This window comes from Stenotrophomonas sp. 10N36 (assembly GCF_056395005.1).
Genome location: NZ_JBFTIS010000001.1, coordinates 414,846 through 436,835 on the forward strand (window position 1 = coordinate 414,846; position 21,990 = coordinate 436,835).

The following is a 21,990-nucleotide window of genomic DNA, read 5'->3' on the forward strand; positions in this document are numbered from 1 at the left end:
AACGGTCGGTACCTACCCGGGGCGTTTACGGTCGGTATCGACCGGGGGTTTGGGATGCTGCGTGTACCGGCAGATTCCGGTAGGTCACGACCGTTGGTCGTGACCGGGGCGCCGTCATCCTCCCACCGATCTACCCGCGCAGCGCCGCGACCACCGGGGCGACCTGGGCGCTGCGATCAAGCTGCCCGCCCACGTTTTCCAACGCATCGGCCAGCATGCCCGCGTCGTCATCGCGCAGCGTGGCATGGCCCACCTTGCGGCCGTCGCGCGGCTGCTTGCCGTAGTCGTGCCAATGCCCGCCGGGCTGGCCCAGCACGGCCTCGGCAGCCGGCATCGCGCCCAGCCAGTTGAGCATGCAGGCCTGCCCCAGCATGCGGGTGTCGCCCAGCGGCAGGCCGAGCACCGCGCGCAGGTGGTTCTCGAACTGCGAGGTCTCGCTGCCTTCGATGGTCCAGTGGCCGGAGTTGTGCACGCGCGGGGCCATCTCGTTGACCAGCAGCTCGTCACCGCGGCAGAACAGCTCCAGCGCGAACACGCCGACATAGTCCAGGCGCTCGGCCAGCGCGCGGGCATGGCCGATGGCCGCCTCGTGCTGGGCCGGGCTCAGGCGCGCCGGGGCCAGACTGGCCGACAGCACGCCGTCCACATGCCAGTTGCCGGTGACCGGCCACGCACGGAACTCACCGTCGCGACCGCGTACGGCGACCACGCTGACTTCGCGATCAAAGGCGACGAAGCCCTCCAGGATCAGACCGGTCTTCTCGACGTACTCGCCGAGGGTGGCCCAGGCTGCATCGATATCGGCCGCGCTGCGGATGCGGAACTGGCCCTTGCCGTCGTACCCCAGGCGGCGGGTCTTGACGATGCAGGGCATGCCGAACTCGGCCACCCGCGCGGCCAGCTCGTCGCGGCTGCGGATGTCGGCGAACGGCGGCAGCGGAATGCCCAGTTGCTGGAACAGGGTCTTCTCGCTCAGGCGGTCTTGGGCCACGGCCAGCGCATCCGGGTTGGGATACACCGGCACGCGCTCGGCCAGGAAGCGGGCGCTGTGCGCGGGCACGTTCTCGAAATCGAAGGTGACCACGTCCACGCGGGCGGCAAATGCGGCGAGCGCGGCCTCATCGTCGAACGCGGCCACCTGCAGCGGCGCCACCTGGGCACCACAGGCGTCGGCGGCCGGGTCGAACAGTTCAAAGCGCAGCCCCAGCGGCGCGCCGGCCAGCACCATCATGCGGGCCAGCTGGCCACCGCCCAGGATGCCTACGGTTTTGGTGCTCATTGACGCGGATCGTCGTGGGCCATGACGTCTTCGGTCTGGCGGGCGCGGAATGCGTCCAGCGCCTGGCCGATCGCCGGCTGCTCCGGGGCCAGCATCGCGGCCGCGAACAGTGCCGCGTTCGACGCGCCGGCGTTGCCGATGGCGAAGGTGGCCACCGGGATGCCGGCCGGCATCTGCACGATCGACAGCAGCGAATCCATGCCGTTCAGGGCCTTGGACTGCACCGGCACGCCCAGCACCGGCACGGCGGTCTTGGCCGCGATCATGCCCGGCAGGTGGGCCGCGCCCCCGGCACCGGCGATGATCGCGCGCAGGCCGCGGCTGCCGGCCTGCTCGGCATAGGTGAACAGCACGTCCGGCGTGCGGTGCGCCGAAACCACTTTCACTTCATAGGGAACGCCGAGCGCATCGAGCTTCTGGGCGGCGTGCTGCATGGTTTCCCAGTCGGAGCGGGAACCCATGACGATGCCGACGAGCGGCGCGGATTGGTTGGGGGTCATTGGCCGTCACCTGCCTTAAAGACGTATTCTAGCCATCTTCCACGCAAGACGAAGAATCCATGGATCGCAAGCTGCTTGACCTGCTGTGCTCGCCCGACACCCGCCAGCCCCTGTCCCTGCTGGACGCCAAGGGTCTGGAGGCACTCAACCGCGCGATCGGCGCCGGCACCGTGCTCAAGGCCGACGGCAGCACCCAGGCGCTGGCCCTGCGCGAGGCGCTGCTGACCCGCGACCGCAAGCAGGTGTTCCGTGTCGACGATGGGATTCCGGTGCTGCTGGCCGAGGAAGCCATCGCCACCGCGCAGATCGCCGACTTCCCGGAAAAATGAGTCGGGCCGAGCTTGCGGCACCTGATGCCGCCGGGGTAACGGCCGATGTGGCACGGGCGCTGGCCGAGGATATCGGCAGCGGCGATGTCACCGCCGCACTGCTGCCCGACCGCCCCGACAGCGCCTACCTGCTGTGCAAGCAGGACGCGGTGATCGCCGGCCGGCCGTGGTTCGACGCCACCCATCGCGCCCTGGACCCGCAGGTCCAGATCGAGTGGCGGGTGGCCGAGGGCGACCACGTTGCCGCCGGTACGGTGCTGGCCATCCTGCACGGGCGCAACCGCAGCCTGGTGAGCGCCGAGCGCACCTCGCTGAACTTCCTGCAGACGCTGTCAGGAACGGCCACCACGACGGCGCGCTACGTGGCCGCCGTGGCGGGCACCGGCGCACGCATCCTGGACACCCGCAAAACCCTGCCCGGGCTGCGCGTGGCCCAGAAGTACGCGGTGCGCTGTGGCGGCGGTGACAACCATCGGCTGGGATTGTTCGACACGGTGATGCTCAAGGAAAACCACATCCGCGCCGCGGGCTCGCTCACGGCGGCGGTGCAGTCCGCGCGGGCGCAGTGGCCGCAACTGCCGCTGGTGGTCGAGGTGGAGGACCTGGTCCAGTTGCGCGAAGCGCTGGCCGTGGGCTGCGAGCGCATCCTGATCGACGATTTCGATGCCGACCTGCGCCGCGAGGCGGTGCGCATCGCCGCCGGGCGGATACCGCTGGAAGTCTCCGGCAGCGTGGGCCTGGAGGGGCTGCGCGCGATCGCCGAGGACGGGGTGGACTGCATCTCGATCGGCGGCCTGACCAAACACGTGCAGGCGATCGACCTGTCGTTGAAATTGGGCCCGCCGCCGGGTTGAGGCGCGCGCGTGTCGACCAACGGTCGACGCCTACCCCACCGGTAGCGCACGACCGTTGGTCGTGCGGCATCGGTGCGCGGCGTTCACGGGATCGGCAGACCGGGTCTGCGAGGCTTGCCCTGCCCCCACCCGGAGAGCGCGTATGCGCCCCTTGTTCCTGCTTGCATGTCTGTCGCCGCTGGCGACGCTGCTGCCGGCCACCGCGTCCGCGGCCGAGGTCTGCGACATCCCGCCCCGGTTCGGGCTGAGCCCCCTGGCAGTGAACATCGTGCAGACCGCCTGCAACGAACACCGGCTCTGGTATCGCCCGTTCATCGACCGCGACGGCCGCGTGGCCAGCATCAGCGCGACCGAAGCCGAGGACGTGCACCTCGCCGACAACGGCATGGTCGCCTGGCAACGCGTGGTGGGGTACTGGCGCCAGAGCGGCACGCTGTCGCCGATGGGCGGGCAGCCCGGTGCAACCAGCTGCATGGCCCCGCCGGGCACGCGCTACACCGACACCGACTGCCGGGCGTTCCTGATCGACAACCCATGGTCGGCCGCCTTCATTTCCTGGGTGATGACCCGCGCCAGCGTGCCGGGCTTTACCCGCTCGCCCCGGCATATCGACTACATCCGCGCGGCGTACCAGAACAGCGGCCCGTACCGGATGGCCGATCCGGCGCAGGAAAAACCCGCGCCGGGCGACCTGCTGTGCTACCTGCGCGATCGCCGGGAAGCGCTCAGCTACAGCGGCCTGGTGCAGTCGCTGGGCAGTGGCGCGGTGACCCACTGGAAGTCGCATTGCGAGGTGGTGATCGCGGCCAACATGGGCGGCGACCGCACCCTGTACCTGATCGGCGGCAACGTGATGAACACCGTGGCGATGCGCAAGCTGTCGCTGGACCGCAGTGGCCGGATTGAACTGCCGCCGGCCAAGGACAATGCCAGCGATGGCATGGAACTGGGGTGCACGCCGGGCCGCGAAGAGGAATGCAACTTCAACCGGCAGGACTGGGCCGCGCTGCTGAAGCTGGTCGCAACCTCGCCTGCAGCGCTCCCGCCTCCGCCCACGACGCCATCACCGGCCGTGGATGGCATGCCACCAAGCCCCGCTCAGCCGCTACCGCCGGCACGCCCGTTGCCAGTGTCGCCTGCTGCGCCGGGGTCGGCACCGGTCCCGGCGAGGCCGTCGTCGTTACCGGCTAGGCCCCCCCAGCCTCCCGTGCCATTGCCTGCGGCCACGCCGCGTACCGACGGATGATGGGCGCGTGCGTGGCTTGATCCGAGCGAGGTTCGCCGCCATCTTGGGGGTTCCAGCCGCTCAGATCGTTCCGAGTCACCCATGCCCAGTTTGATCCTGTTGATGATTGCCGGTGCGTTCGCGTACGCGTTCTGGAACTCCGCACGCGCCGCCGCCGAGCGTGCCGGCGAGCTGGGCCGCAACGCCTGCCGCGCCGCCGATGTGCAATGGCTGGACCAGAGCGTGCATTCCACCGGGCTGCGTGTGTGCCGCAAGCCCAATGGCTGGCTGGGCTGGGAGCGCACGTTCAAGTTCGAGTATTCGCACGATGGCGTGGACCGCCACAGCGGCCGCATGGTGCTGCGCGGGGACGAGCTGGTGTCGTTCGTCGGCCCCTCGGCGGCGCGCATCAGCGAGATCCGGCGCAGCGTGGACACCAGCGGCGCCGAGGACGTCTGACTCCGGGGGTAGAGCCGACCGTTGGTCGGCTGACGCATCCCGCATTACGCGGTAGAGCCGACCGTTGGTCGGCTGCCGTTGGGTCGGTCGCCATGGATTTCCGCGGAGAGCAGCCGACCAACGGTCGGCTCTACGTGGAATGGCCGCCTTGCGGCGGCCATGCGTGTTTTATTTCACCACGCGCAGATGCGGGCGGCCGCTGGGCTTGGGCGGCACGTCATCAGGCGGGGTCGGGCTGTCATCCGGCGGCAGCTCATCGTCCGGGCCCGGTTCGTGGCCGGGGATGTCATCCGGCAGTGCCATGCCCTGCCCGGTCTCGCGCGCGTACACGGCCAGCACGGCCGAAATCGGCACGTGCACCGGGTAGCTGGTGCCCGAAAAGCGCGCCGAGAAGCTCACGCCGTCGTTGTCGATGTGCAGCTGTACCACGGCGCGTTCGGCGATGTTCAACACCACCCGGCCGTCTTTGACCGCGCTCTGCGGCACCTGCACGCCCGGCATCCCGGCGTCGACCAGGATGTGCGGCGTCAGGTCGTTGTCATTGATCCATTCCACCAGGGCCCGCAGCAGGTACGGACGGTGGCTGGTCATGCGGAAAGTGTCTTCAGTCATGGGGTAGAGCCGAGCCTTGCTCGGCTGCGGGGATCCGATTGCGTAGTGACAAGTGTACGCGCCCGCCTACCCGCAGGTCAGCCTCCGCGCGCGCCCGCCCTGCGTTTTCATTCAGTGCACCGGCCCGTTGACAGCGCCGGTGCGCCCGGTCAACCCGGCAGATCGCGCAGCTTCTTTTCCTGGTCGGTCAGGCTGCGGATGAAACCGGGATGGCGGAAAATGCGGTTGCCGTAGTCTTCGATCGACTTGCCGTCCTTGGGCAACGGCACGTCCAGCGACTGCAGGCGCCAGATGATCGGGGCCATGGCGCAATCGGCCAGGCTCATCTCCGGATTGAGGAAGAACTTGCTGGCCTTGAACAGCGGCACCGCGCTGGTCAGCAGTTCCTTCAGCCGCTTGCGACCGGCTTCGGCCTGGGTCTTGTTGCCCAGCTGGATGGCCTGCACCTGCGGCACCCAGTCGTGTTCGATGCGCAACATCGCCAGGCGGATGCGCGCGCGCGACAGCGGATCAACCGGCATCAGCGGCGGGTGCGGGTAGCGCTCGTCCAGATACTCACTGACCACCGATGCCGCGTACAGCACCAGCTCGCGCTCCACCAGGGTGGGCACCGAGTGGTACGGGTTGAGGTCGATCAGGTCCTCGGGCGGATTCTGCGGGTCGACCGGGACGAAGTCGTAGCTCACGCCCTTGGCCGCCAGTACCAGGCGCACGCGATGGCACAGGACATCGTCGTTCGAGGAAAACAGCGTCAAGGTGTTTCGCATGCGTACGCTCGCCGCCATCAAAGGCTCTCCAACGTCCGGTAACCGCCGGTCGTATCGGCGCCGCCAGCCCATTGCCAGCGGTCGTCACAGTACCCGAGTGTGCAACCGCCCATCACAAAAGCCAATAGGCCGATCGACCCCTGCCGGGATCGGTCCACGTTCGGTGGCGCCTGGAGGCTCAGTGCACGTCCTTCCAGTATTCCTTCTTGAGCAGGTAGGCAAGGAAGGTCAGCAGGGCCAGGAACAGGATCACCCAGACGCCCAGCTTCTGACGCTTGAGCGCAGCCGGCTCACCGGCGTACTCCAGGAAGTTGGTGATGTCGCGCACCGTCTGGTCGTACTGCTGTGCATCCACGTTGCCCGGCTGCTCGATCTTCAGGCCGATCACCGGCGGGTCGGCGCCCGGGCTCTCCGCCTTGCCGTGCACCGCGTGCTGCAGGCCCTGCATCTCCCACAGCGGGTTGGGCATGGACGCATTCGGGAACAGGCTGTTGTTCCAGCCCAAGGGCCGCGACGGATCCACGTAGAACGACTTGAGGTAGGTGTACACCCAGTCGCTGCCGCGCACCCTGGCAATCAGGCTCAGGTCCGGCGGCATCTTGCCGAACCACTTTTCCGCCTGCGCCTTGGGCATGCTCACCGGGATCTGCTCGCCGATCGGGGTGCCGGTGAAGTTGAGGTTGTTCATCACCTCCTCCTCGCTCAGCCCGAGATCGGCGGCCATGCGCGAATAGCGCAGGTACTTCAGCGCGTGGCAGCCCGAGCAGTAGTTCATGTACAGCTGCGCGCCACGCTGCAGCGAGGCCCGGTCGCTCAGGTCGTTGCCGGCCTGCAGGGTCTTGCCGCCCTCGGCGGCACCGGCGATGGCGCTGCTCAACATCAGGGCGGCCGCGCAGGCCAGCCGGACAATCCAGTGGTCAGTCATGCGTGGTCACCCGATCCGGTACCGGTTTGGTCCTGTCCAGCCTGGTCCAWAGCGGCATGGTGATGAAGAAGGCGAAGTACAGGAAGGTCAGCACGCGGCCCACATAGGTTTCGTGGGCGTCGGTGCCAGGGCCCGAGCCGATCACGCCCAGCCAGACGAAGCACACCGCGAACACGCCCAGCAGCACCCGCGACAACCAGCCACGGTAGCGGTAGGACTTGACCCGCGCGCGGTCCAGCCACGGCACCAGGAACAGGATCGCGATGGCCGAGAACATCACCAGCACGCCACCAAGCTTGTTGGGCACCACCCGCAACATCGCGTAATACGGGGTGTAATACCAGACCGGCTTGATGTGTTCGGGCGTGACCAGGCGGTTGGCCTCGGTGAAGTTGTCGTGTTCCAGGAACAGACCCCCGAAGGCCGGGGCGAAGAAGATGATGAAGGCGGCGATGATCAACAGGAACCCGGCGCCGACGCCATCCTTGAGCGTGTAATACGGGTGGAAGGGGATGCCATCGGTAGGCGCGGTGGCCGACCAGCGGTTGCCCTTGGGACCCTTCTTAATTTCCACGCCGTCGGGATTGTTGGAACCCACCTCGTGCAGCGCGCCCAGGTGCAGCACCACCAGCAGCAACAGCACCAGCGGCAGGGCGATCACGTGCAGGGCGAAGAAGCGGTTGAGGGTGGCGTCACTGGGCAGGTAGTCGCCCATGATCCACTCGGTCAGGCCGGTCCCGATCACCGGGATCGCGCCGAACAGCGAGATGATCACCTTGGCGCCCCAGAACGACATCTGGCCCCAGGGCAGCACGTAGCCCATGAAGGCTTCGGCCATCAGCACCAGGTAGATCAGCATGCCCAGGATCCACACCAGTTCGCGCGGTTTCTGGTAACTGCCGTACAGCAGCCCGCGGAACATGTGCAGGTAGACCACGATGAAGAACAGCGAGGCCCCGGTGGAGTGCATGTAGCGGATCAGCCAGCCCCACTCCACATCACGCATGATGTATTCGATGGAGGCGAACGCTTCGGCGGCGTTGGTCTTGTAGTGCATCGTGAGGAAGATGCCCGTCACGATCTGGTTGACCAGGATCAACAGCGCCAGCGAACCGAAGTAGTACCAGATGTTGAAGTTCTTCGGCGCGTAGTACTCGCTCACATGCTTGCGGTACACCGGCATCAGGCCCGGTGCGCGGGCATTGACCCAGTCGGCGACGCCGGTGGCGGTGCGGGAAAGGATGTTGGCCATGATCAAGCCGCCCCCTGCGGGTCAACGCCGATGATGATGGTGTTGTCGTCCTGGTAATGGTGCGGCGGCACCAGCAGGTTGATCGGTGCCGGAACATCCTTGAACACGCGACCGGACATGTCGAAGCGCGACTTGTGGCACGGGCAGAAGTAACCGCCCTTCCACTGCGGGTCGTACGGCTCGGGGCGGATCTCGGCGACCATTTCCGGCGAGCAGCCCAGGTGGGTACACAGCCCGACCAGCACCGAGACGTCGGATTTGATCGACCGGAACTCCGGGTTCTGCTTGAGCACGTACTCGGGCTGCTGGTCCTTCTCGCCGGATCCGGGATCCTTCAGGCGATCGTCCAGGCCATGCAGTGCCTCCAGGATGGCCTTGGAACGCTTGACGATCCAGATCGGCTGTCCACGCCACTCCATGACCAGTCGCTGGCCTTCCTGCAGGGCGCTGATATCGGCAATCACAGGGGCACCGGCCAATTTGGCGCGGGCACTGGGATTCCAGGACTTGATGAACGGTACCGCTGCAAATCCGACGCCGACTGCTCCGACCACCGCAGTGGTTGCGGAAAGGAATCGTCGACGTCCGGTGTTGACTGGATCGTTTACCCCATCGTTGGCCATCCGGCACTCCGATATTGATTTAGGTAGCTTGAGGCTGCCAGTGGACCGGTGGGGGCCAGTCCACATTGAATCTGCCGCGAGTGTAGCTGAACCGAAGTCGGCCACACAACGCGGTACTACGGAACGACATTACTGCAGGACATTACGCCATGAAGGGCCGTCAGCGCCATGGGCGCGGCGCCTCATTGGGTGGTGGCCTGCGCACCGCGGTAGCGATCGGCCAACTGCGCCACCCGCTTCACGTAGTACTGGGTTTCGCTGTAAGGCGGCACGCCACCATGACGATCCACCGCGCCCTCGCCGGCGTTGTAACCGGCCGCGGCCAGGGTGAGGTTGCCATTGAAGCGCTTGAGCAGCCACGACAGGTACTGCACGCCGCCGCGGATGTTCTGCGCTGCGTCATAGGAATCGGTAACGCCGAAGCGCCGCGCGGTGGGCGGCATCAACTGCATCAGGCCCTGGGCCCCGGCGCGACTGAGCGCGGTGGGGTTGTAGGCCGACTCGGCATGGATGATGGCGCGCACGACGGCTTCTTCAACCCCGAACTCGCGCGCAGCGGCGGCGATTTCGGTCTGGAAGGCCGTGGTGTTGAGCCGCACCGAACCGAAGTTGACCCCCGGGTTGGCGCCGCAGGCGTAGCAGCGCTCGATGAAGCTGTAGTGGATGGTGCGCACCTGGCCAAGGCTGGCCAGCTGGGTGGGACGGGCGCTGGTGTAATGGCGCACCCCGTCCTTCATATAGGAATAGACCTGGCCGTTGACCACGCGCCCGGCCTTGTTGGGYCGCGGGGTGGTCGCCGCCGGGGCGCTGAGCACGGTGGCCGGCTGGGCCGGGGCGCTGGCCGTCAGTGCGGTGCCGGCGCTGGYGCGATCGGCGGCGGCCGGGCTGCCGGCCGGGGTCGCGACGACAGCGGCGGCGACCGGGGTCGGGGCCGGCGGCACATACCGGCGTGGGGCGCTTCGGTCGGGCCGGTAACTGCTGACCACACTGCAGGACGCGCCCGCCACCCGCTTGCTCACGTAGCTGGGGATGTTGTCGGCTCCGACGCACTTGTACAGCGTGCCCGCACTGGCCGGCAAAGCGGTCAGCGCAGCCAAGGCCAGCGCAGCGATCCCCAAGATCCCCTTCATGGCGGCGAGTGTCCCAAGTTAACGGAGCCTTGCCAAGTCTTTGACGCGACACTGACGGACTTCAGGCCCCAACCCCCGACGGCCGTCACACCGCGGGCCGGCCCGGGCGCCCGGCGCCCTCCCCCCTTCCCCGCTACAATGGGCGGCTTCCCAGCAGCCTTCCGGGCTGCCTGCCCGCCCACCCGACTGGAATAAGCGCCATGACCGGGACGCCAGCTTCGACCGCGCCGACTTCGGCCGGCTCCGCCTTGCCTGCCTCCGCTTCGCCCGATTCGCCCCGCCCCGACCTGATCCCCCTGCCCGGCACCCGGCCGAAGGTGGACGGACCGGTGCGCGGCAAGCTCTACATCAAGACCCACGGGTGCCAGATGAACGAGTACGACTCGTCCAAGATGGCCGATGTGCTCGCCGCCGCCGAGGGGCTGGAGCTCACCGACGACCCGGCCGAGGCCGACGTGCTGTTGATGAACACCTGCTCGATCCGCGAAAAGGCCCAGGAGAAGGTGTTCAGCCAGCTGGGGTACTGGAAGGCGCTGAAGAACAACGGCCGTGGCGTGATCATCGGCGTGGGCGGCTGCGTGGCCTCGCAGGAAGGCGAGGCGATCATCAAGCGCGCCCCGCACGTGGACCTGGTGTTCGGCCCGCAGACCCTGCATCGCCTGCCCGAGCTGATCCGGCAGCGGCGCGAGTCGGGCAAGTCGCAGGTGGACATCAGCTTCCCGGAGATCGAGAAGTTCGACCGCCTGCCCGAGCCGCGCGCCGACGGTGGCTCGGCGTTCGTGTCGATCATGGAAGGCTGCTCCAAGTACTGCTCGTTCTGCGTGGTGCCCTACACCCGTGGCACCGAGGTGAGCCGTCCGTTCGAGGACGTGGTGGTGGAAGTGGCCCAGCTGGCTGCCCAGGGCGTGCGCGAGATCAACCTGCTCGGGCAGAACGTCAACGCCTACCGCGGGCCGTATGGGGAGGGCGAGTTCGCCGATCTCGGCCTACTGATCCGCACCATCGCCGAGATCGACGGGGTGGGCCGGATCCGCTTCACCACCTCGCACCCGCTGGAGTTCAGCGACTCGCTGGTGGATGCCTACCGCGACGTGCCGCAGCTGGCCAACTTCCTGCACCTGCCGGTACAGGCCGGCAGCGACCGGGTGCTGTCGGCGATGAAGCGCGGCTACACCGCGCTGGAATTCAAGGCCAAGATCCGCAAGCTGCGGGCGGTGCGCCCGGACATCTCGATCAGCTCGGACTTCATCGTCGGCTTCCCCGGCGAGACCGACGAGGATTTCGAGAAGACCATGAAGCTGATCGAAGACATCGGCTTCGACCACAGCTTCTCCTTCATCTATTCGCGCCGCCCGGGCACGCCCGCGGCCGATCTGGAAGACACCATCAGCGACGCCGAGAAGCACGCCCGACTGTCGCGGCTGCAGGCGCGGATCAACGAACATGCCGCCGGCATCTCGGCGAAGATGGTCGGCACCGTGCAGACCGTGCTGGTGGAAGGTCCGTCCAAGCGCGACCCGAACGAGCTGACCGGCAAGACCGAAAACATGCGCTCGGTGAACTTCCCGGGGCACCCGCGCCTGGTGGGGCAGTTTGTCGACGTGGTGATCACCGAGGCGTACAGCAACTCGCTGCGCGCGCGGATGGTGACGGCGTAACGGCGTGCCGACCAATCAGGGGCGTGCCGACGGTTGGTCGCCCCTAATCCAACCGCTTGCGGAATCGCAGGATCGCCAGGGTCATCATCACCGCGATGAAGGCCAGCAGTGCCAGCACCTCCGGCCACAGCTCCCACCAGCGCGCGCCCCGCAGCATGATCCCGCGCACCAGCCGCAGGAAATGGGTCAGCGGCAGCACCTCGGCCAGCCACTGCACGACCCTGGGCATCCCCGCGAAGGGGAACATGAAGCCGGACAACAGGATCGACGGCAGGAACACGAACATCGTCATCTGCATGGCCTGGAACTGCGACTGCGCCTTGGTCGAGATCAACAGCCCCAGCGACAGGTTGGCGGTGATCAGCAGCATCGCCACCAGGTACACGTCCAGCACGCTGCCACGCACCGGCACGTCGAACAGCCACATGCCCAGCAGCAGCACCAGGGTGGTCTGCACCAGTCCGATCGCCGCATACGGCAGCACCTTGCCGATCATCAACTCGCTGCGGGTCAATGGCGTGGCGATCAGCAGTTCCATGTTGCCGCGCTCGCGTTCGCGCACGATCGCCACGGCGGTGAACATCACCATGGTCATGGTCAGGATGATGCCGATCAGCCCCGGCACGATGTTGATCGCCGAGCGCCGCTGCGGGTTGTAGAACGCCACCACGCTGATCTGCCCGGCACTGGCCACCGCGCCGCTGCGCAGCGGCCGGTCGTTGCCCACCGGCTGGGTGCTCAACGGCACCTGCGCCAGCTGCACTGCCGCGCTCTGCACCACGGTGTCGCTGCCGTCCACCATCACCTGGACGGCTTCGCGACCTTCAAAACGGCGGCGTTCGAAATCCGGTGGCACCACCACCCCGATGCTGATGCGCCCCTCGCGCAGCGCCTGCACCAGCTGCTCGGGCGTATCCACGCGCAGGATCGGGTGAATCACCCCGGTGGCTACCATGTCCATCAGCAGGGCACGCGAGGCCGAGGTTCCGGCCTGATCGGCCACGCCGGTGTCGAGATGCCGCAGATTGAGATTGATGGCATAGCCGAACAGCACCAGCTGCATCACCGGGATGCCCACGATCATGGCCAAGGTGATGCGGTCGCGGCGCATCTGGCGCAGCTCCTTCAGCACGATCGCCCACAGCCGGCGCAGGCTCATGGCGAGGTGTCCTGCGCCGCAGTGCTGTCGCGTCCGCGCGTGGCCGACACGAACACGTCCTCCAGGTTGGCGGCCGCCGGCACGACCTCGGCGCCCTGCCCGCCGCCGCGCAGCGCCTGACGGATGCGGTCCTCACCTTCGCCGGGGTGCGCCAGCAGCACGCGCAGGGTGTTGCCGATCTGGGCCACGCTGAGCACGCCAGGCAGGCCGGCCAGCAGGCGCTGGGCCTGCCGCGGCTGCTGGGCGGCTACCTCCAGGGTGCGGCCCTGCAGCGCGGCGGTCAGCTCGGCGGGGCTGCCGTCGGCCACCAATGCGCCCTGGTCCAGGATGGCCAGACGGTGGCAGCGCTCGGCCTCGTCCATGTAGTGGGTGGACACCAGCAGCGTGGTGCCGGCATCGGCCAGGTCGAACAGTTTCTCCCAGAAATCGCGGCGCGACTCCGGATCCACCGCGCTGGTGGGCTCGTCCAGGAACAGCAGCTCGGGCTGCTGGATCACCGCCCCGGCCAGCGCCAGGCGCTGCTTCTGGCCGCCGCTCAGGGTTCCGGCCAGCTGCCTCTGGCGGTCTTCAAAGTGATACTGCGCCACCAGCGCGTCGATACGCTGGCGTGCCGCAGCGCGCGGGATGTCCTGCACGGCGGCAAGAAACTCCAGGTTCTCGCGGACGGTCAGGTCATCGAACAACGAGAAGCGCTGGGTCATGTAGCCGATGCGCCTGCGCAGCGCTTCGGCCTGCTCGGGAATGCGCAGGCCGAGCACCTCGATGTCGCCCTCGCTGGGGGTGAGCAGCCCGCACAGCATGCGGATGGTGGTCGACTTGCCCGAGCCGTTGGGGCCAAGGAAGCCGTAGACGTTCGCGCGCGGCACGCTGAGATCGACGTGGTCGACGGCCACCAGGTCACCGAAGCGCTTGGTCAGCCCGCGCGCGCGGATGGCCAGTGGCTCCCCACCGGCCCCCGCCGGTTCGGGCAGTACGGCCGCAGCGGGATCGGTCGGCGCCGTCGGGACCATCAGAACGTCACCCGCACCGGCACCCCGGCGGGCAACCGGGCCAACGCGGCGGTGTCCGTATCGACCAGCTCGATCTCGGCCAGGTAGCTCAGCCGCGCCGCGTCCTCACCGGTGAGCGCATAGTACGGGGTGAACACCGGGTCGCTGCGCACCGCCCGCACCCGACCGGTCAGGGCGCCGTCGCGCCCCTGCAGGTAAACGTGGGCCGCCTGCCCCACCACCACCGACGGGCGCAGCGCCGAGGGCAGGTACACCCGCGCATACGGATGGTCACCCACCAGCAGCACGGCCAGCGGCGCGCCCACCGGCGCCTGGTCTCCCAACCGGTACGGCAGCGCGTCGATCACCCCGGCGCGCGGTGCCACCAGTGCCAGCTTGCCCAGCGTGACCGCCTGTTCGTCCTGCTGGGCCTGCGCGGCCTGCAGCGACGCGGCGCCCTGGGCGACCTGCTCGGCGCGGGTGCCATGCTGAAGCGCCAGCAACGCCTGTTCGGCGGCCTGCACCACGCCCGTTGCATTGCCGGCGGCGGCGCGAGCGCGGTCGACGTCGGCCGCCGCCACCAGGCGCTGCCGCCCGAGGGGCTGCAGGCGGGCGTAGTACGCCGATGCGTCCGCGGCCTGTGCGCGCGCGGCGGCCACATTGGCCCGGGCCTGGGCGATGTCTTCCACCCGCGGGCCGTGCTCGAGTTCCTCAAGCGCCTGTCCGGCGCGTTGCGACTGCGCCTGCAATGCGGCCAGCTGCGCGGCGGTGCGGGTGGCGTCCAGTTGCAGCAGGGGGGCGCCGGCGGGTACATGCTGCCCTTCCACCACCGCGACCGCGACGATGGTCTCCGCGGCGGGCGCCGGTACGGTGATGCGGTCCCATTCGAGGGTGCCAAGGGCTTCAGGCGGCGCGGGGTGGCAGGCGGCGAGCAGCGCGGTCGAGAAGCAGAGTGCCGACAGGCGGCAAAGCAGCGTTGGCGATGGCATCGCAGCGTTCCAGACGGGACCGGATGCTGCCATGCTGCCTCTCCGAACAGCGGCTGCCCGTGAAGGCCTGGGGCGCGACGCGTACTGCGGCCCGTGAATCGTCCACCATGGCGGAGCTACCTGCCTGCCCAGGGCGGCCCTGGCTCTTTCCCACTGTGCCCGCCCTCAACGCCGCACGTCATATCCCGCTGTATGCGAGGCGACGACGGGTCAGACCATAGGTGTCGTGGAGCAGCGCCTCGATCGCCTGCGAGCCTTCGGCAAGCACGTTCCCGTCCGGACTACCGCATTGCGTCTCCCCTGCACCGTCCCCCGCACCCGCTGGCTTCAACCAGCACGCCAGCTCAAGCCGCTCCTGCCCCTTGCGGTCATAGCGATACACGCGGTACGCGGCGCTGCCGTCCCCCAGCAGCCTCTGTCTGAAGCCCGCACGTCGGCCGGCACCTGCAAGATCTTCGCCAACGGCGCCAGGGCCACCAGAGCCGTAGCGGATCACCTGCTGCACCTTGCCTGCTGCGTCGTAGTCTTCCTGACGCAGCACAAGCTGCGACCGCCACACCCGCTGGACAGGGACATGGCTGCCGGCGGCGAACACTTCCTCCACCCGTACGTCCTTGCCATAGCCGTAACTGCGCACACGCGGGTAGCTGGCCAGGTTCGCAAAGCCATCGCGGGCGGCCGACATCGGAAGATCCGCTTCGGGGAAATCGTAATGCACGCTCGCCTTGGAGCGCCCATCCGTCTGTGGCCGCTCCCGATAGATCGGCTGCGCATCGTCGGCGGCGAAATCCGGCGGATACGCGTACAACGATGCAATCCCGCGTCCCGACGCAATCCGTGCCCCAACCGTGTTATCGGCAGCGGCGACGTCCGGCCGGGGCGGCATGAGGAACGTGGCGGTCCCTGTCCAACCCGCGTTGTCATAGCCATCCGGCTGCATCAACGCCACGGCGCCCCCGTCCGGGAGCGAGGGCGGTCGGGATCGCAACAGGGCCAGAACGGTACCGTCGTCGTTGTACATCACCCGCAGCGAATCCACGTTGTCTTCGCTCAGGTCCGCACACGCCTTGCCGGAGTCCCACCGCCCGACGCCGGCCGTGTCGATTGACCATGTCAGGCGTCCAACCTGGTCATACCGTGCGCAGTACAGCAGACCACTCTTGGGCGCCAGCCACGCGACACCGTCGGGTGGCAGCACATCGGGGCTGACGACATCACGCACTTCGACAAGGCGCCCCGCCCGATCATAGTGGTAGAGCCGCACCGCGCCGACGAAGAAATTCTTCGACCAGCGCCTGGCGCCTTCTGCGACGGGTGTTACGGCATCAACCTGCTTGACGGCACCGTCACCGTGACGCGGTTGCCAGCGCTCCTCCCTGCAGACGCGCCACGTGTCTTCAATGCGTTCCCCATGGATGGCGGTACCCCCCGCCGCACCAAACATGTCATTCGGCGGATCCTTCTGTGCCTGCGAAACCTCCACGTCGGGCAGCACAGCGCGGTTCTGCGCGTCCGTGCGGAAGGGGTCGATACGGGTGTCGAACCCATCGGTGTTGCCCGTCATGAAGATTCCGGACGCTCCAGAGGATGTCCCTGCTGCTGCAGCATCTCCCGTGCAGGCCGCTGCCAGCGGCGCGCCAAGCATGCCTGCAACGGCGAGCACGCTGGTGACTGTCCGTTGAGACTTCCTTTTACTCGGATCATCCATGACGTTTCATCCGTAGTTTTGTAAACAGCTTCCGCGTGGTTCGCCTGCAACCGCCTGAGCCACGCCGATTCGACGACCTTACTTGGCAAATATCATCATCAGCAGCACCATCAGCCCCCCGAGGGCTGCCTGCACCGCGCCAACTGCCGCAGCGGCCATCACGGCAACGATCATGTAGCCGATGTAGAACATCGCGCCCAGCCCGAACAGGTTGAGCCCCAGCGCCAGCATTGCCGAGCGCCAGGCCTGCCGCCGCCGGAACAGACTGACAACGCCCAGCAACAGGCCCGCAAGGAATACGATCAACACGGAGAGCAGTATCACGGCGACGGTAATCACGCGCCGTTCGGTGATGGACTCCCACTCGACGGCCAAGGCGGCGACGGCCAGACCGATCAAGACCAGCAGGCCGAGGAACGACAAGGCCAGCGCGCTCTTTGTCAGGCGTGAAAGCCGCGCTGACGCGCCGCCGTCACCGATCGGGATGCCCAGACCCTCCTCTGGCGGGACACCTTCGGGCACCTTGGCCGGCACAGTCATCGCGCTTCGCCGTAGCTCAGCTTTTCCACGTCATATCCGTACGTCTTGGCCATGTAGCTGTCGATTGCCGCCAGCCCTTGAACCACCATCTTTCCATCGGGCGTTCCACAGCGATTGGCGACGTTCTTCATGCCGTAGATCAGCGCTTCTTCCCTGCTGCGCTTCGGTGTTGGATCGGGCGTCCACCATGGGAAATGGCGGAGGGGTTTGTTGCTGGGGACATCGTGCTGCCAGCAGACGAAGGTCAGACGCTCCTTGCCTGCTGTGTCGTAGTCGTAGACGCGGTAGCTGGCGTAGCCGGTGGTAGTGGGCGTAACCTTCAGCACGCCACTTTCGGCATAGCCTTTCAGGTCTTCCTCGTAGGCATCCTGCGGTGCGGCACCGTATTGAACTACGCGGATCAGCTTGCCATTGCCGCCGTACATCTCCTGACGATTCAGATCCAAGCTGCGCCACTGCCGCTGGCGCGGCTTTCTGGAACCAGCGTCGAAGACTTCTGACACCGTCATTCCGCTCCGATGAGGAAAGATCCTGACCCTGGGGTAGCTACCGATCGCAGCGAATCCCTTGTCTATCACCGACAAGGGCACCGGTGAACCAGGAAACCGGTACTCAAGCATCGAACCGCCGGCATCGCCACGCGCCGCATACGAGGGCTGCGCGTCTGCTGCCGCGAATTCCAGAAACGTTGTACTGAGGTTGGTCAGTTCATCTTTCGCATTGAAATGAAGCTCCACGCGCGCTTGCTCGCCGGACGGAAGCCGTTCGGGCAGCCAGATGGACCCGTAGCCTCCGCCGCCAGACTTTCGCTGGCTGTCGGAGGCGTCGGCATCGCCCTCTCCGTAGTAGTTCAGCATGGCGCGCAGGGTTCCATTGGCGTTGTAGCGATACCGCTCAAGCGAATGCTCGCCAGCCTTGAGCTGGCCACACGAGAACGCCGGGTCCTTGCTGACGCTAGGCCCCGGCAAGCCTGCAGACTGCACCAACCTGCCATCCTCGTAGCGGAAGCAGTACAGGACGGACCGTGCAACGATCTTCAACGGGTACTTCGGGTTGAGCCTGTTGGCCTCAGGGGACATGTACCTGTCCACCTCAATGAGATTATTGGACCCATCGTAGTAGAAGGCGGTTGCCGAGCTCATGTAGTAGTGCGGCAGCAACTTCACCAGCACGGGATGTCTTTCCTGCGCTGGCGTAGGCATGTACGCAATGGCCGCCACCCTTCCATCACTGTCCCGAAGACGTTCGGGCTTCCCACCAAGACTGTCTCTTACAACAGCGTTCAAGGTTCTACTCTTCCAGGTCTCCACCCGGCAGACCCGCTTACCGCCTCGCCCATCATCTTCAGTGAATACAACGTCCCCTCCCCATTGATCGAACTTTCCGGCCTTAAGCTCTTTCAGCGCGGGAGAAACGGCAGGCGGTGCCAGTCGACCGCCCGGCAAAAGACGGGGAGTGGCGACGCCGACGCCCCCACCTTGTCCATTACTGAATAGCAGGCTTACCCCGGTTGCAGGCGATGCCAGAGGGTCCAGCCTGTCGGTGCATGCAAGCGCGCGGCCGCCGGAGCAGAGGGCACCTGTGATGACCAGGAGGGACAACAGGGACTGCCTGATTTTCATGTTTGCTCCGTGGGGGATTTCACGTCCAAGCGAGCAAGCGCCTGCAGGGTGCCGCTGGAACCGCCTTGAACGGCCGGACGAGCGGCAATGAGTTCTACAGGCATTGCAGCAGCAGGATCATCCATCCCGTGCCCCCATTCAAGCGGCATCGACACCCAGAATCCTCTGACCCGGTCCCCTGCCCCGCTGCCTTTCAGTCGTGAGAGCGCCTTGGCAATGTTGTGGCGACCAACAGTGCGCGTCGCCTCGTCCACCTTGGTGCTTGCCACTTCCATGTACTGCGCTTGAAGGTCAGGTGGCTGCGCGTAGATGTAGCGCGCGATTGCGTCCTTTTTCTCATTCCAGCCACCGGAAGGAAATCCATCGAAGACTGAGTCGTAGCGTGCCATGGAATTCCTCGGAACGTTCGTGAACACCTCTTCGTATATGGATGCATTCTTTTCCGCAAGGCTACGGATGTAATCCGACGTATCGGCACTCGCCGGCAATTCAAGGTTCAGCTCGGCATGGTCCTGCTTCACGATAGGAGGATGAAATCTTCTGTCGGTTGCATCCGTAAATCCGCCTTGCTTCTTGATTGCGCCAAACACAACCTCTTCCTGAATCGACATGCCCAGGAACTTCTTCCACAGGCGCATCCGAAGGTCCTGTGCAAACTTTCGCGTCACGACCCTCACGCCATTGCCCAGGTCACGCACCGATGTCGCCGTATCCACAATCACCGCAGCGATCTCGGTGTCGCCGTCGCCCTGCAGGCTTCGATCGTTACAGTTGGCACTTCCGATGATGGCGACCGCATCGTCAACGATGAGCAGCTTGGAATGCACGTAGCACTGCTCGGTCACCAGATAGAGTGGTGGACTGCCCTTGCTGCCCCCGGCAGTTTGCGGCCCGCGGCTATAACTGTCGTGATTGATGTCTTTCAGGACACCGTAGCTGCGTAGATTCAAGACTGTCAGGTACTTCTTCCAGCCACCTGCCGCAACTTCGTCTCGCAGATCTTCTTCGCTGACGCTTACGTCGCGAATATCCTTGCGTTTGGCCACGAGGGTGCGACTGATTCGGCGAATCAGACTGTCGTGACCACGCAACAGCGTCTGCTGCGCCCAGTAGTGCTGCTTTACCACGGCACCGTCTTTCACGTTGCCTTCCGGATGCACGGGAAGCGTGATGTAGACGTGGAACCCTTGGCCACTCCGTATTGCCTTTGCGATGCGGGTGGCAATGGTGTCAACAAGTGTATTGCGCGCGGCGGAGGGCACGCCCTGCTTCTTTGCAAGAACATCAGCAATGGGCGTCTCGGGCAGTACAGCGTCCAGCGGACCCGCAGCAGCGCCCAGCACGCGCGCTGTTCGCTGGGCCTTCTTCTCCTGGGCCGGCGTTGCAGGCCCCCGCTGGCCGCCCTTGATGATGGTGTCCAAACGTCGCCCAGGATCTGCATCCGAGAAGCCGCAGTCGGAAATCAGGAACTGGGTTTCAATGTAGACGAACGCCTTGGCGGATGCGATGCAGTTCAGCATGGCATCCTGGATCGATCTCATAGGCAGGCTGCGTTCCCAGTACGGCTTCAGATCACTGCCATCGTCCATATTCAACCGATATTGTCTGCAGCCTTTCCGCTCCATATCGTGCAGTGCGGTGCCAGACGACCGGACGATCTGCACGCTGACCTCGCCTGCGCTGCCCCTGCTGCACAGGTCTCCAAACAGTGCCGTTCTTCCGCCCATTGCATCCAACCAGGCATCCGTCAGCGCAGTGAGCTCAAGACCCCGTCCCAACGACTTCTGCTCCGGCACGCCAGCACCCAGATCGTTTGCCTGTCCAATGCCGGCATTGACGACAGCATTCGCTCCTCTCCCGATCAGCGATTCACCGCGTTGATTCTGCCAGACCATTGCATTCCATCGGTGCATGAAGTTGCGGCAGATATCGAAAACAGCCGGGCCCTCCAGCCGTGCATGCACGTCCTGCCAAGGCATGCGTGGCTGACGACCACTGTCCAGCAGGCTCTGGGCACGGTTGATCGGGGTGTCCAGCCATTTCCGGAAGGACTCCCACGACTCCTTGGCACGCTCCAACGCAGCCAGTGCTTCTGCGCGCGCCTTCTCGACGTCCTTTACAAGCTGAGATGGATCAGCGGCATAGGTGCCCAGTCGATCGACAACTTTCACGGCGCGATCGTAGCTCTTCAGGAGCTCGGCTTTCTTTTCGTTGATCCAATCATTGATAGCCTTGGCTTGAATTGAAGTGAACGCGTCCACTGCATCCGAAGCCGCATTGGCAGCGCCTCCGGCATTGCCCTTCGCAGCCTCATCTGCGGCACGGTTGCTTGCAGCAATCACCTCACGATACTTGTGCCGTGCCTGGTCGAGATCGATCTTGATGGAATTGAGGACCTTTCCTACGGTCCGCACCACCTCGATCATCTCCTTGATTCCCTTGACGTCTGTCATTTCCTGAAGAACTGAAATGATTGCATCGCTAAGGACCTGCTTGCCCTTCTCTTCCAGGCGGGGCGTGATGGCGGCCTTGTCCGCGTAGTCCAGAAGTTCGGCCAGCGCTGCTCCGTCCTCCCATTGCTGCTTCATGCGGTCGAAGGCAACCGTAAGCCCAGGTAGATAGGCCGGCGCGAACCCCGGGCGCGTCCTCCCAGCCACATCAGGGCCCGTCTCCTTCTTGGGTTGAGTCAACGTCACTTCATCCGCCGTCATGCCGCGCGGTTTCATCAAGCAGTTGTTGTAGTGGTCATTCAGTATGTGTAGTCGGGGGTCGCAGACGACGTCGAAGTTGCCATCATCCCAGCGCCCATGTGCAACATCCAACCCACCTACAAAGCCAATCTTCCCGTCAACCACCAGAATCTTCTGATGGTGAGAGAAGCCGATATTGAAAGGATCCGTACGTCCCGTTGCCGGGTTATGAAGTCCAACTTCGATGTTTCCAGGCGTCTTGTCATCCCGCATCATGTAGAGCGCGGTCCGTGCTTCGTTCTCATGCGTGTACGCGGCGGCTTCGATGCTGTCATACAGCAGCACCCGCACATCCACCCCACGCACATTGATCGCGTCATACAACAGCTCGCTCAGGCGACCGCGGTGCCCGGCCTCTCCCCGTCCGGTCAGCTCCGTGTCGAAATTCATCTGCCAGTCGGCGATGAAGATGAATTTTTTCGCGCCGCGGATCGCCTCGGCCATTGCATGCATGGCCGAGCGCCCGTCGGTGTAGGACTTCACCGCGTTGCCATGCCGTACCGGGGCGAACTGGCGATCCGGCGGCGCGTAGTAGTCACCGCTGGAGGTACCTACCTGGCCGGACTGGCAGGTCAGCGCATTGCGCGCAACCGTACTGGTAGTGGTGCCGTCGGCCATGG

20 protein-coding genes are annotated in these 21,990 nt (G+C 65.8%); 5 read left to right on the forward strand and 15 right to left on the reverse strand.

Features of this window, described 5'->3' with window-relative positions:
• Positions 1–130: 130 nt before the first annotated feature.
• The gene (locus tag AC1DCJ_RS01995; protein WP_478069960.1) at positions 131–1,279 is read right to left on the reverse strand and encodes a 5-(carboxyamino)imidazole ribonucleotide synthase; all 1,149 of its coding nucleotides are present in this window, start codon (positions 1,277–1,279) and stop codon (positions 131–133) included.
• On the reverse strand, positions 1,276–1,779 hold the full coding sequence (purE, locus tag AC1DCJ_RS02000; protein ID WP_038689267.1) for a 5-(carboxyamino)imidazole ribonucleotide mutase: 504 nt from the start codon (positions 1,777–1,779) through the stop codon (positions 1,276–1,278). The genes AC1DCJ_RS01995 and purE overlap by 4 nt, the downstream gene beginning before the upstream one ends.
• A 59-nt stretch (positions 1,780–1,838) precedes the next feature.
• On the opposite strand from purE, the gene AC1DCJ_RS02005 reads away from it, so the two are divergent.
• The 4 genes from AC1DCJ_RS02005 to AC1DCJ_RS02020 all read left to right on the forward strand — a co-directional run bounded on the left by AC1DCJ_RS02005 (position 1,839) and on the right by AC1DCJ_RS02020 (position 4,646).
• Positions 1,839–2,108 carry a Trm112 family protein gene (locus AC1DCJ_RS02005; protein WP_128095951.1) on the forward strand — a complete coding sequence of 90 codons (270 nt, stop codon included), beginning with the start codon at positions 1,839–1,841 and terminating at the stop codon, positions 2,106–2,108.
• The gene (gene nadC, locus AC1DCJ_RS02010; RefSeq protein WP_478069961.1) at positions 2,105–2,962 is read left to right on the forward strand and encodes a carboxylating nicotinate-nucleotide diphosphorylase; all 858 of its coding nucleotides are present in this window, start codon (positions 2,105–2,107) and stop codon (positions 2,960–2,962) included. The genes AC1DCJ_RS02005 and nadC overlap by 4 nt, the downstream gene beginning before the upstream one ends.
• 142 nt (positions 2,963–3,104) lie before the next feature.
• Positions 3,105–4,208 (forward strand): DUF2272 domain-containing protein, encoded by a 1,104-nt coding sequence (locus AC1DCJ_RS02015; RefSeq protein WP_478069962.1) that lies wholly within the window; start codon positions 3,105–3,107, stop codon positions 4,206–4,208.
• 81 nt (positions 4,209–4,289) lie between these two features.
• Complete coding sequence (locus AC1DCJ_RS02020; protein ID WP_038689272.1) at positions 4,290–4,646, forward strand: DUF3301 domain-containing protein; 357 nt, start codon at positions 4,290–4,292, stop codon at positions 4,644–4,646.
• A gap of 168 nt (positions 4,647–4,814) precedes the next feature.
• On the opposite strand, the gene AC1DCJ_RS02025 is transcribed toward AC1DCJ_RS02020, so the two are convergent.
• The 6 genes from AC1DCJ_RS02025 to AC1DCJ_RS02050 all read right to left on the reverse strand — a co-directional run bounded on the left by AC1DCJ_RS02025 (position 4,815) and on the right by AC1DCJ_RS02050 (position 9,955).
• Positions 4,815–5,258 carry a ClpXP protease specificity-enhancing factor gene (locus tag AC1DCJ_RS02025; RefSeq protein ID WP_128095955.1) on the reverse strand — a complete coding sequence of 148 codons (444 nt, stop codon included), beginning with the start codon at positions 5,256–5,258 and terminating at the stop codon, positions 4,815–4,817.
• Between the two features lie 149 nt (positions 5,259–5,407).
• The gene (locus AC1DCJ_RS02030; protein ID WP_038689276.1) at positions 5,408–6,043 is read right to left on the reverse strand and encodes a glutathione S-transferase N-terminal domain-containing protein; all 636 of its coding nucleotides are present in this window, start codon (positions 6,041–6,043) and stop codon (positions 5,408–5,410) included.
• 160 nt (positions 6,044–6,203) lie between these two features.
• Positions 6,204–6,950 (reverse strand): cytochrome c1, encoded by a 747-nt coding sequence (locus AC1DCJ_RS02035; protein WP_137189071.1) that lies wholly within the window; start codon positions 6,948–6,950, stop codon positions 6,204–6,206.
• Positions 6,943–8,202, reverse strand: coding sequence for a cytochrome b (locus AC1DCJ_RS02040; protein WP_038689279.1), 1,260 nt, complete (start codon positions 8,200–8,202; stop codon positions 6,943–6,945). The genes AC1DCJ_RS02035 and AC1DCJ_RS02040 overlap by 8 nt, the downstream gene beginning before the upstream one ends.
• Positions 8,203–8,204: 2 nt before the next feature.
• Positions 8,205–8,825 carry a ubiquinol-cytochrome c reductase iron-sulfur subunit gene (gene petA / locus AC1DCJ_RS02045; RefSeq protein ID WP_313246915.1) on the reverse strand — a complete coding sequence of 207 codons (621 nt, stop codon included), beginning with the start codon at positions 8,823–8,825 and terminating at the stop codon, positions 8,205–8,207.
• A 182-nt stretch (positions 8,826–9,007) separates the two neighbouring features.
• On the reverse strand, positions 9,008–9,955 hold the full coding sequence (locus AC1DCJ_RS02050; RefSeq protein WP_478069963.1) for a lytic transglycosylase domain-containing protein: 948 nt from the start codon (positions 9,953–9,955) through the stop codon (positions 9,008–9,010).
• Positions 9,956–10,155: 200 nt separating this feature from the next.
• On the opposite strand from AC1DCJ_RS02050, the gene miaB reads away from it, so the two are divergent.
• Entirely contained in the window at positions 10,156–11,613 is a 1,458-nt protein-coding gene (gene miaB / locus AC1DCJ_RS02055; protein WP_137189067.1) for a tRNA (N6-isopentenyl adenosine(37)-C2)-methylthiotransferase MiaB, read from the forward strand.
• 43 nt (positions 11,614–11,656) lie between these two features.
• Here miaB and AC1DCJ_RS02060 read toward each other — a convergent pair whose 3' ends face one another.
• The 7 genes from AC1DCJ_RS02060 to AC1DCJ_RS02090 form a co-directional block, all read right to left on the reverse strand.
• The gene (locus AC1DCJ_RS02060) at positions 11,657–12,772 is read right to left on the reverse strand and encodes an ABC transporter permease (RefSeq protein ID WP_463270445.1); all 1,116 of its coding nucleotides are present in this window, start codon (positions 12,770–12,772) and stop codon (positions 11,657–11,659) included.
• Positions 12,769–13,704 carry an ABC transporter ATP-binding protein gene (locus AC1DCJ_RS02065; protein WP_478070124.1) on the reverse strand — a complete coding sequence of 312 codons (936 nt, stop codon included), beginning with the start codon at positions 13,702–13,704 and terminating at the stop codon, positions 12,769–12,771. Before AC1DCJ_RS02065 ends, AC1DCJ_RS02060 begins: the two co-directional genes overlap by 4 nt.
• A 77-nt stretch (positions 13,705–13,781) precedes the next feature.
• The gene (locus AC1DCJ_RS02070; protein ID WP_478069964.1) at positions 13,782–14,750 is read right to left on the reverse strand and encodes an HlyD family secretion protein; all 969 of its coding nucleotides are present in this window, start codon (positions 14,748–14,750) and stop codon (positions 13,782–13,784) included.
• Between the two features lie 178 nt (positions 14,751–14,928).
• Entirely contained in the window at positions 14,929–16,458 is a 1,530-nt protein-coding gene (locus tag AC1DCJ_RS02075) for a hypothetical protein (RefSeq protein WP_478069965.1), read from the reverse strand.
• Positions 16,459–16,536: 78 nt separating this feature from the next.
• Positions 16,537–16,998, reverse strand: coding sequence for a hypothetical protein (locus AC1DCJ_RS02080; protein ID WP_354282297.1), 462 nt, complete (start codon positions 16,996–16,998; stop codon positions 16,537–16,539).
• Positions 16,995–18,620, reverse strand: coding sequence for a hypothetical protein (locus tag AC1DCJ_RS02085; RefSeq protein ID WP_478069966.1), 1,626 nt, complete (start codon positions 18,618–18,620; stop codon positions 16,995–16,997). Before AC1DCJ_RS02085 ends, AC1DCJ_RS02080 begins: the two co-directional genes overlap by 4 nt.
• Complete coding sequence (locus AC1DCJ_RS02090) at positions 18,617–21,988, reverse strand: phospholipase D-like domain-containing protein (RefSeq protein WP_447592813.1); 3,372 nt, start codon at positions 21,986–21,988, stop codon at positions 18,617–18,619. The genes AC1DCJ_RS02085 and AC1DCJ_RS02090 overlap by 4 nt, the downstream gene beginning before the upstream one ends.
• Positions 21,989–21,990 lie beyond the last annotated feature (2 nt).

Excerpts from the sequence above, each read along its gene's own strand:
- AC1DCJ_RS01995 (WP_478069960.1), bottom strand. The coding sequence starts at position 1,279 with ATGAGCACCAAAACCGTAGGCATCCTGGGCGGTGGCCAGCTGGCCCGC.
- AC1DCJ_RS02025 (WP_128095955.1), bottom strand. The coding sequence starts at position 5,258 with ATGACTGAAGACACTTTCCGCATGACCAGCCACCGTCCGTACCTGCTG.
- AC1DCJ_RS02030 (WP_038689276.1), bottom strand. The coding sequence starts at position 6,043 with ATGGCGGCGAGCGTACGCATGCGAAACACCTTGACGCTGTTTTCCTCG.
- nadC (WP_478069961.1), top strand. The coding sequence starts at position 2,105 with ATGAGTCGGGCCGAGCTTGCGGCACCTGATGCCGCCGGGGTAACGGCC.
- AC1DCJ_RS02060 (WP_463270445.1), bottom strand. The coding sequence starts at position 12,772 with ATGAGCCTGCGCCGGCTGTGGGCGATCGTGCTGAAGGAGCTGCGCCAG.
- AC1DCJ_RS02005 (WP_128095951.1), top strand. The coding sequence starts at position 1,839 with ATGGATCGCAAGCTGCTTGACCTGCTGTGCTCGCCCGACACCCGCCAG.
- AC1DCJ_RS02090 (WP_447592813.1), bottom strand. The coding sequence starts at position 21,988 with ATGGCCGACGGCACCACTACCAGTACGGTTGCGCGCAATGCGCTGACC.
- purE (WP_038689267.1), bottom strand. The coding sequence starts at position 1,779 with ATGACCCCCAACCAATCCGCGCCGCTCGTCGGCATCGTCATGGGTTCC.
- AC1DCJ_RS02070 (WP_478069964.1), bottom strand. The coding sequence starts at position 14,750 with ATGCCATCGCCAACGCTGCTTTGCCGCCTGTCGGCACTCTGCTTCTCG.
- AC1DCJ_RS02015 (WP_478069962.1), top strand. The coding sequence starts at position 3,105 with ATGCGCCCCTTGTTCCTGCTTGCATGTCTGTCGCCGCTGGCGACGCTG.
- AC1DCJ_RS02035 (WP_137189071.1), bottom strand. The coding sequence starts at position 6,950 with ATGACTGACCACTGGATTGTCCGGCTGGCCTGCGCGGCCGCCCTGATG.
- AC1DCJ_RS02085 (WP_478069966.1), bottom strand. The coding sequence starts at position 18,620 with ATGAAAATCAGGCAGTCCCTGTTGTCCCTCCTGGTCATCACAGGTGCC.
- AC1DCJ_RS02020 (WP_038689272.1), top strand. The coding sequence starts at position 4,290 with ATGCCCAGTTTGATCCTGTTGATGATTGCCGGTGCGTTCGCGTACGCG.
- miaB (WP_137189067.1), top strand. The coding sequence starts at position 10,156 with ATGACCGGGACGCCAGCTTCGACCGCGCCGACTTCGGCCGGCTCCGCC.
- AC1DCJ_RS02075 (WP_478069965.1), bottom strand. The coding sequence starts at position 16,458 with ATGGATGATCCGAGTAAAAGGAAGTCTCAACGGACAGTCACCAGCGTG.
- petA (WP_313246915.1), bottom strand. The coding sequence starts at position 8,825 with ATGGCCAACGATGGGGTAAACGATCCAGTCAACACCGGACGTCGACGA.
- AC1DCJ_RS02080 (WP_354282297.1), bottom strand. The coding sequence starts at position 16,998 with ATGACTGTGCCGGCCAAGGTGCCCGAAGGTGTCCCGCCAGAGGAGGGT.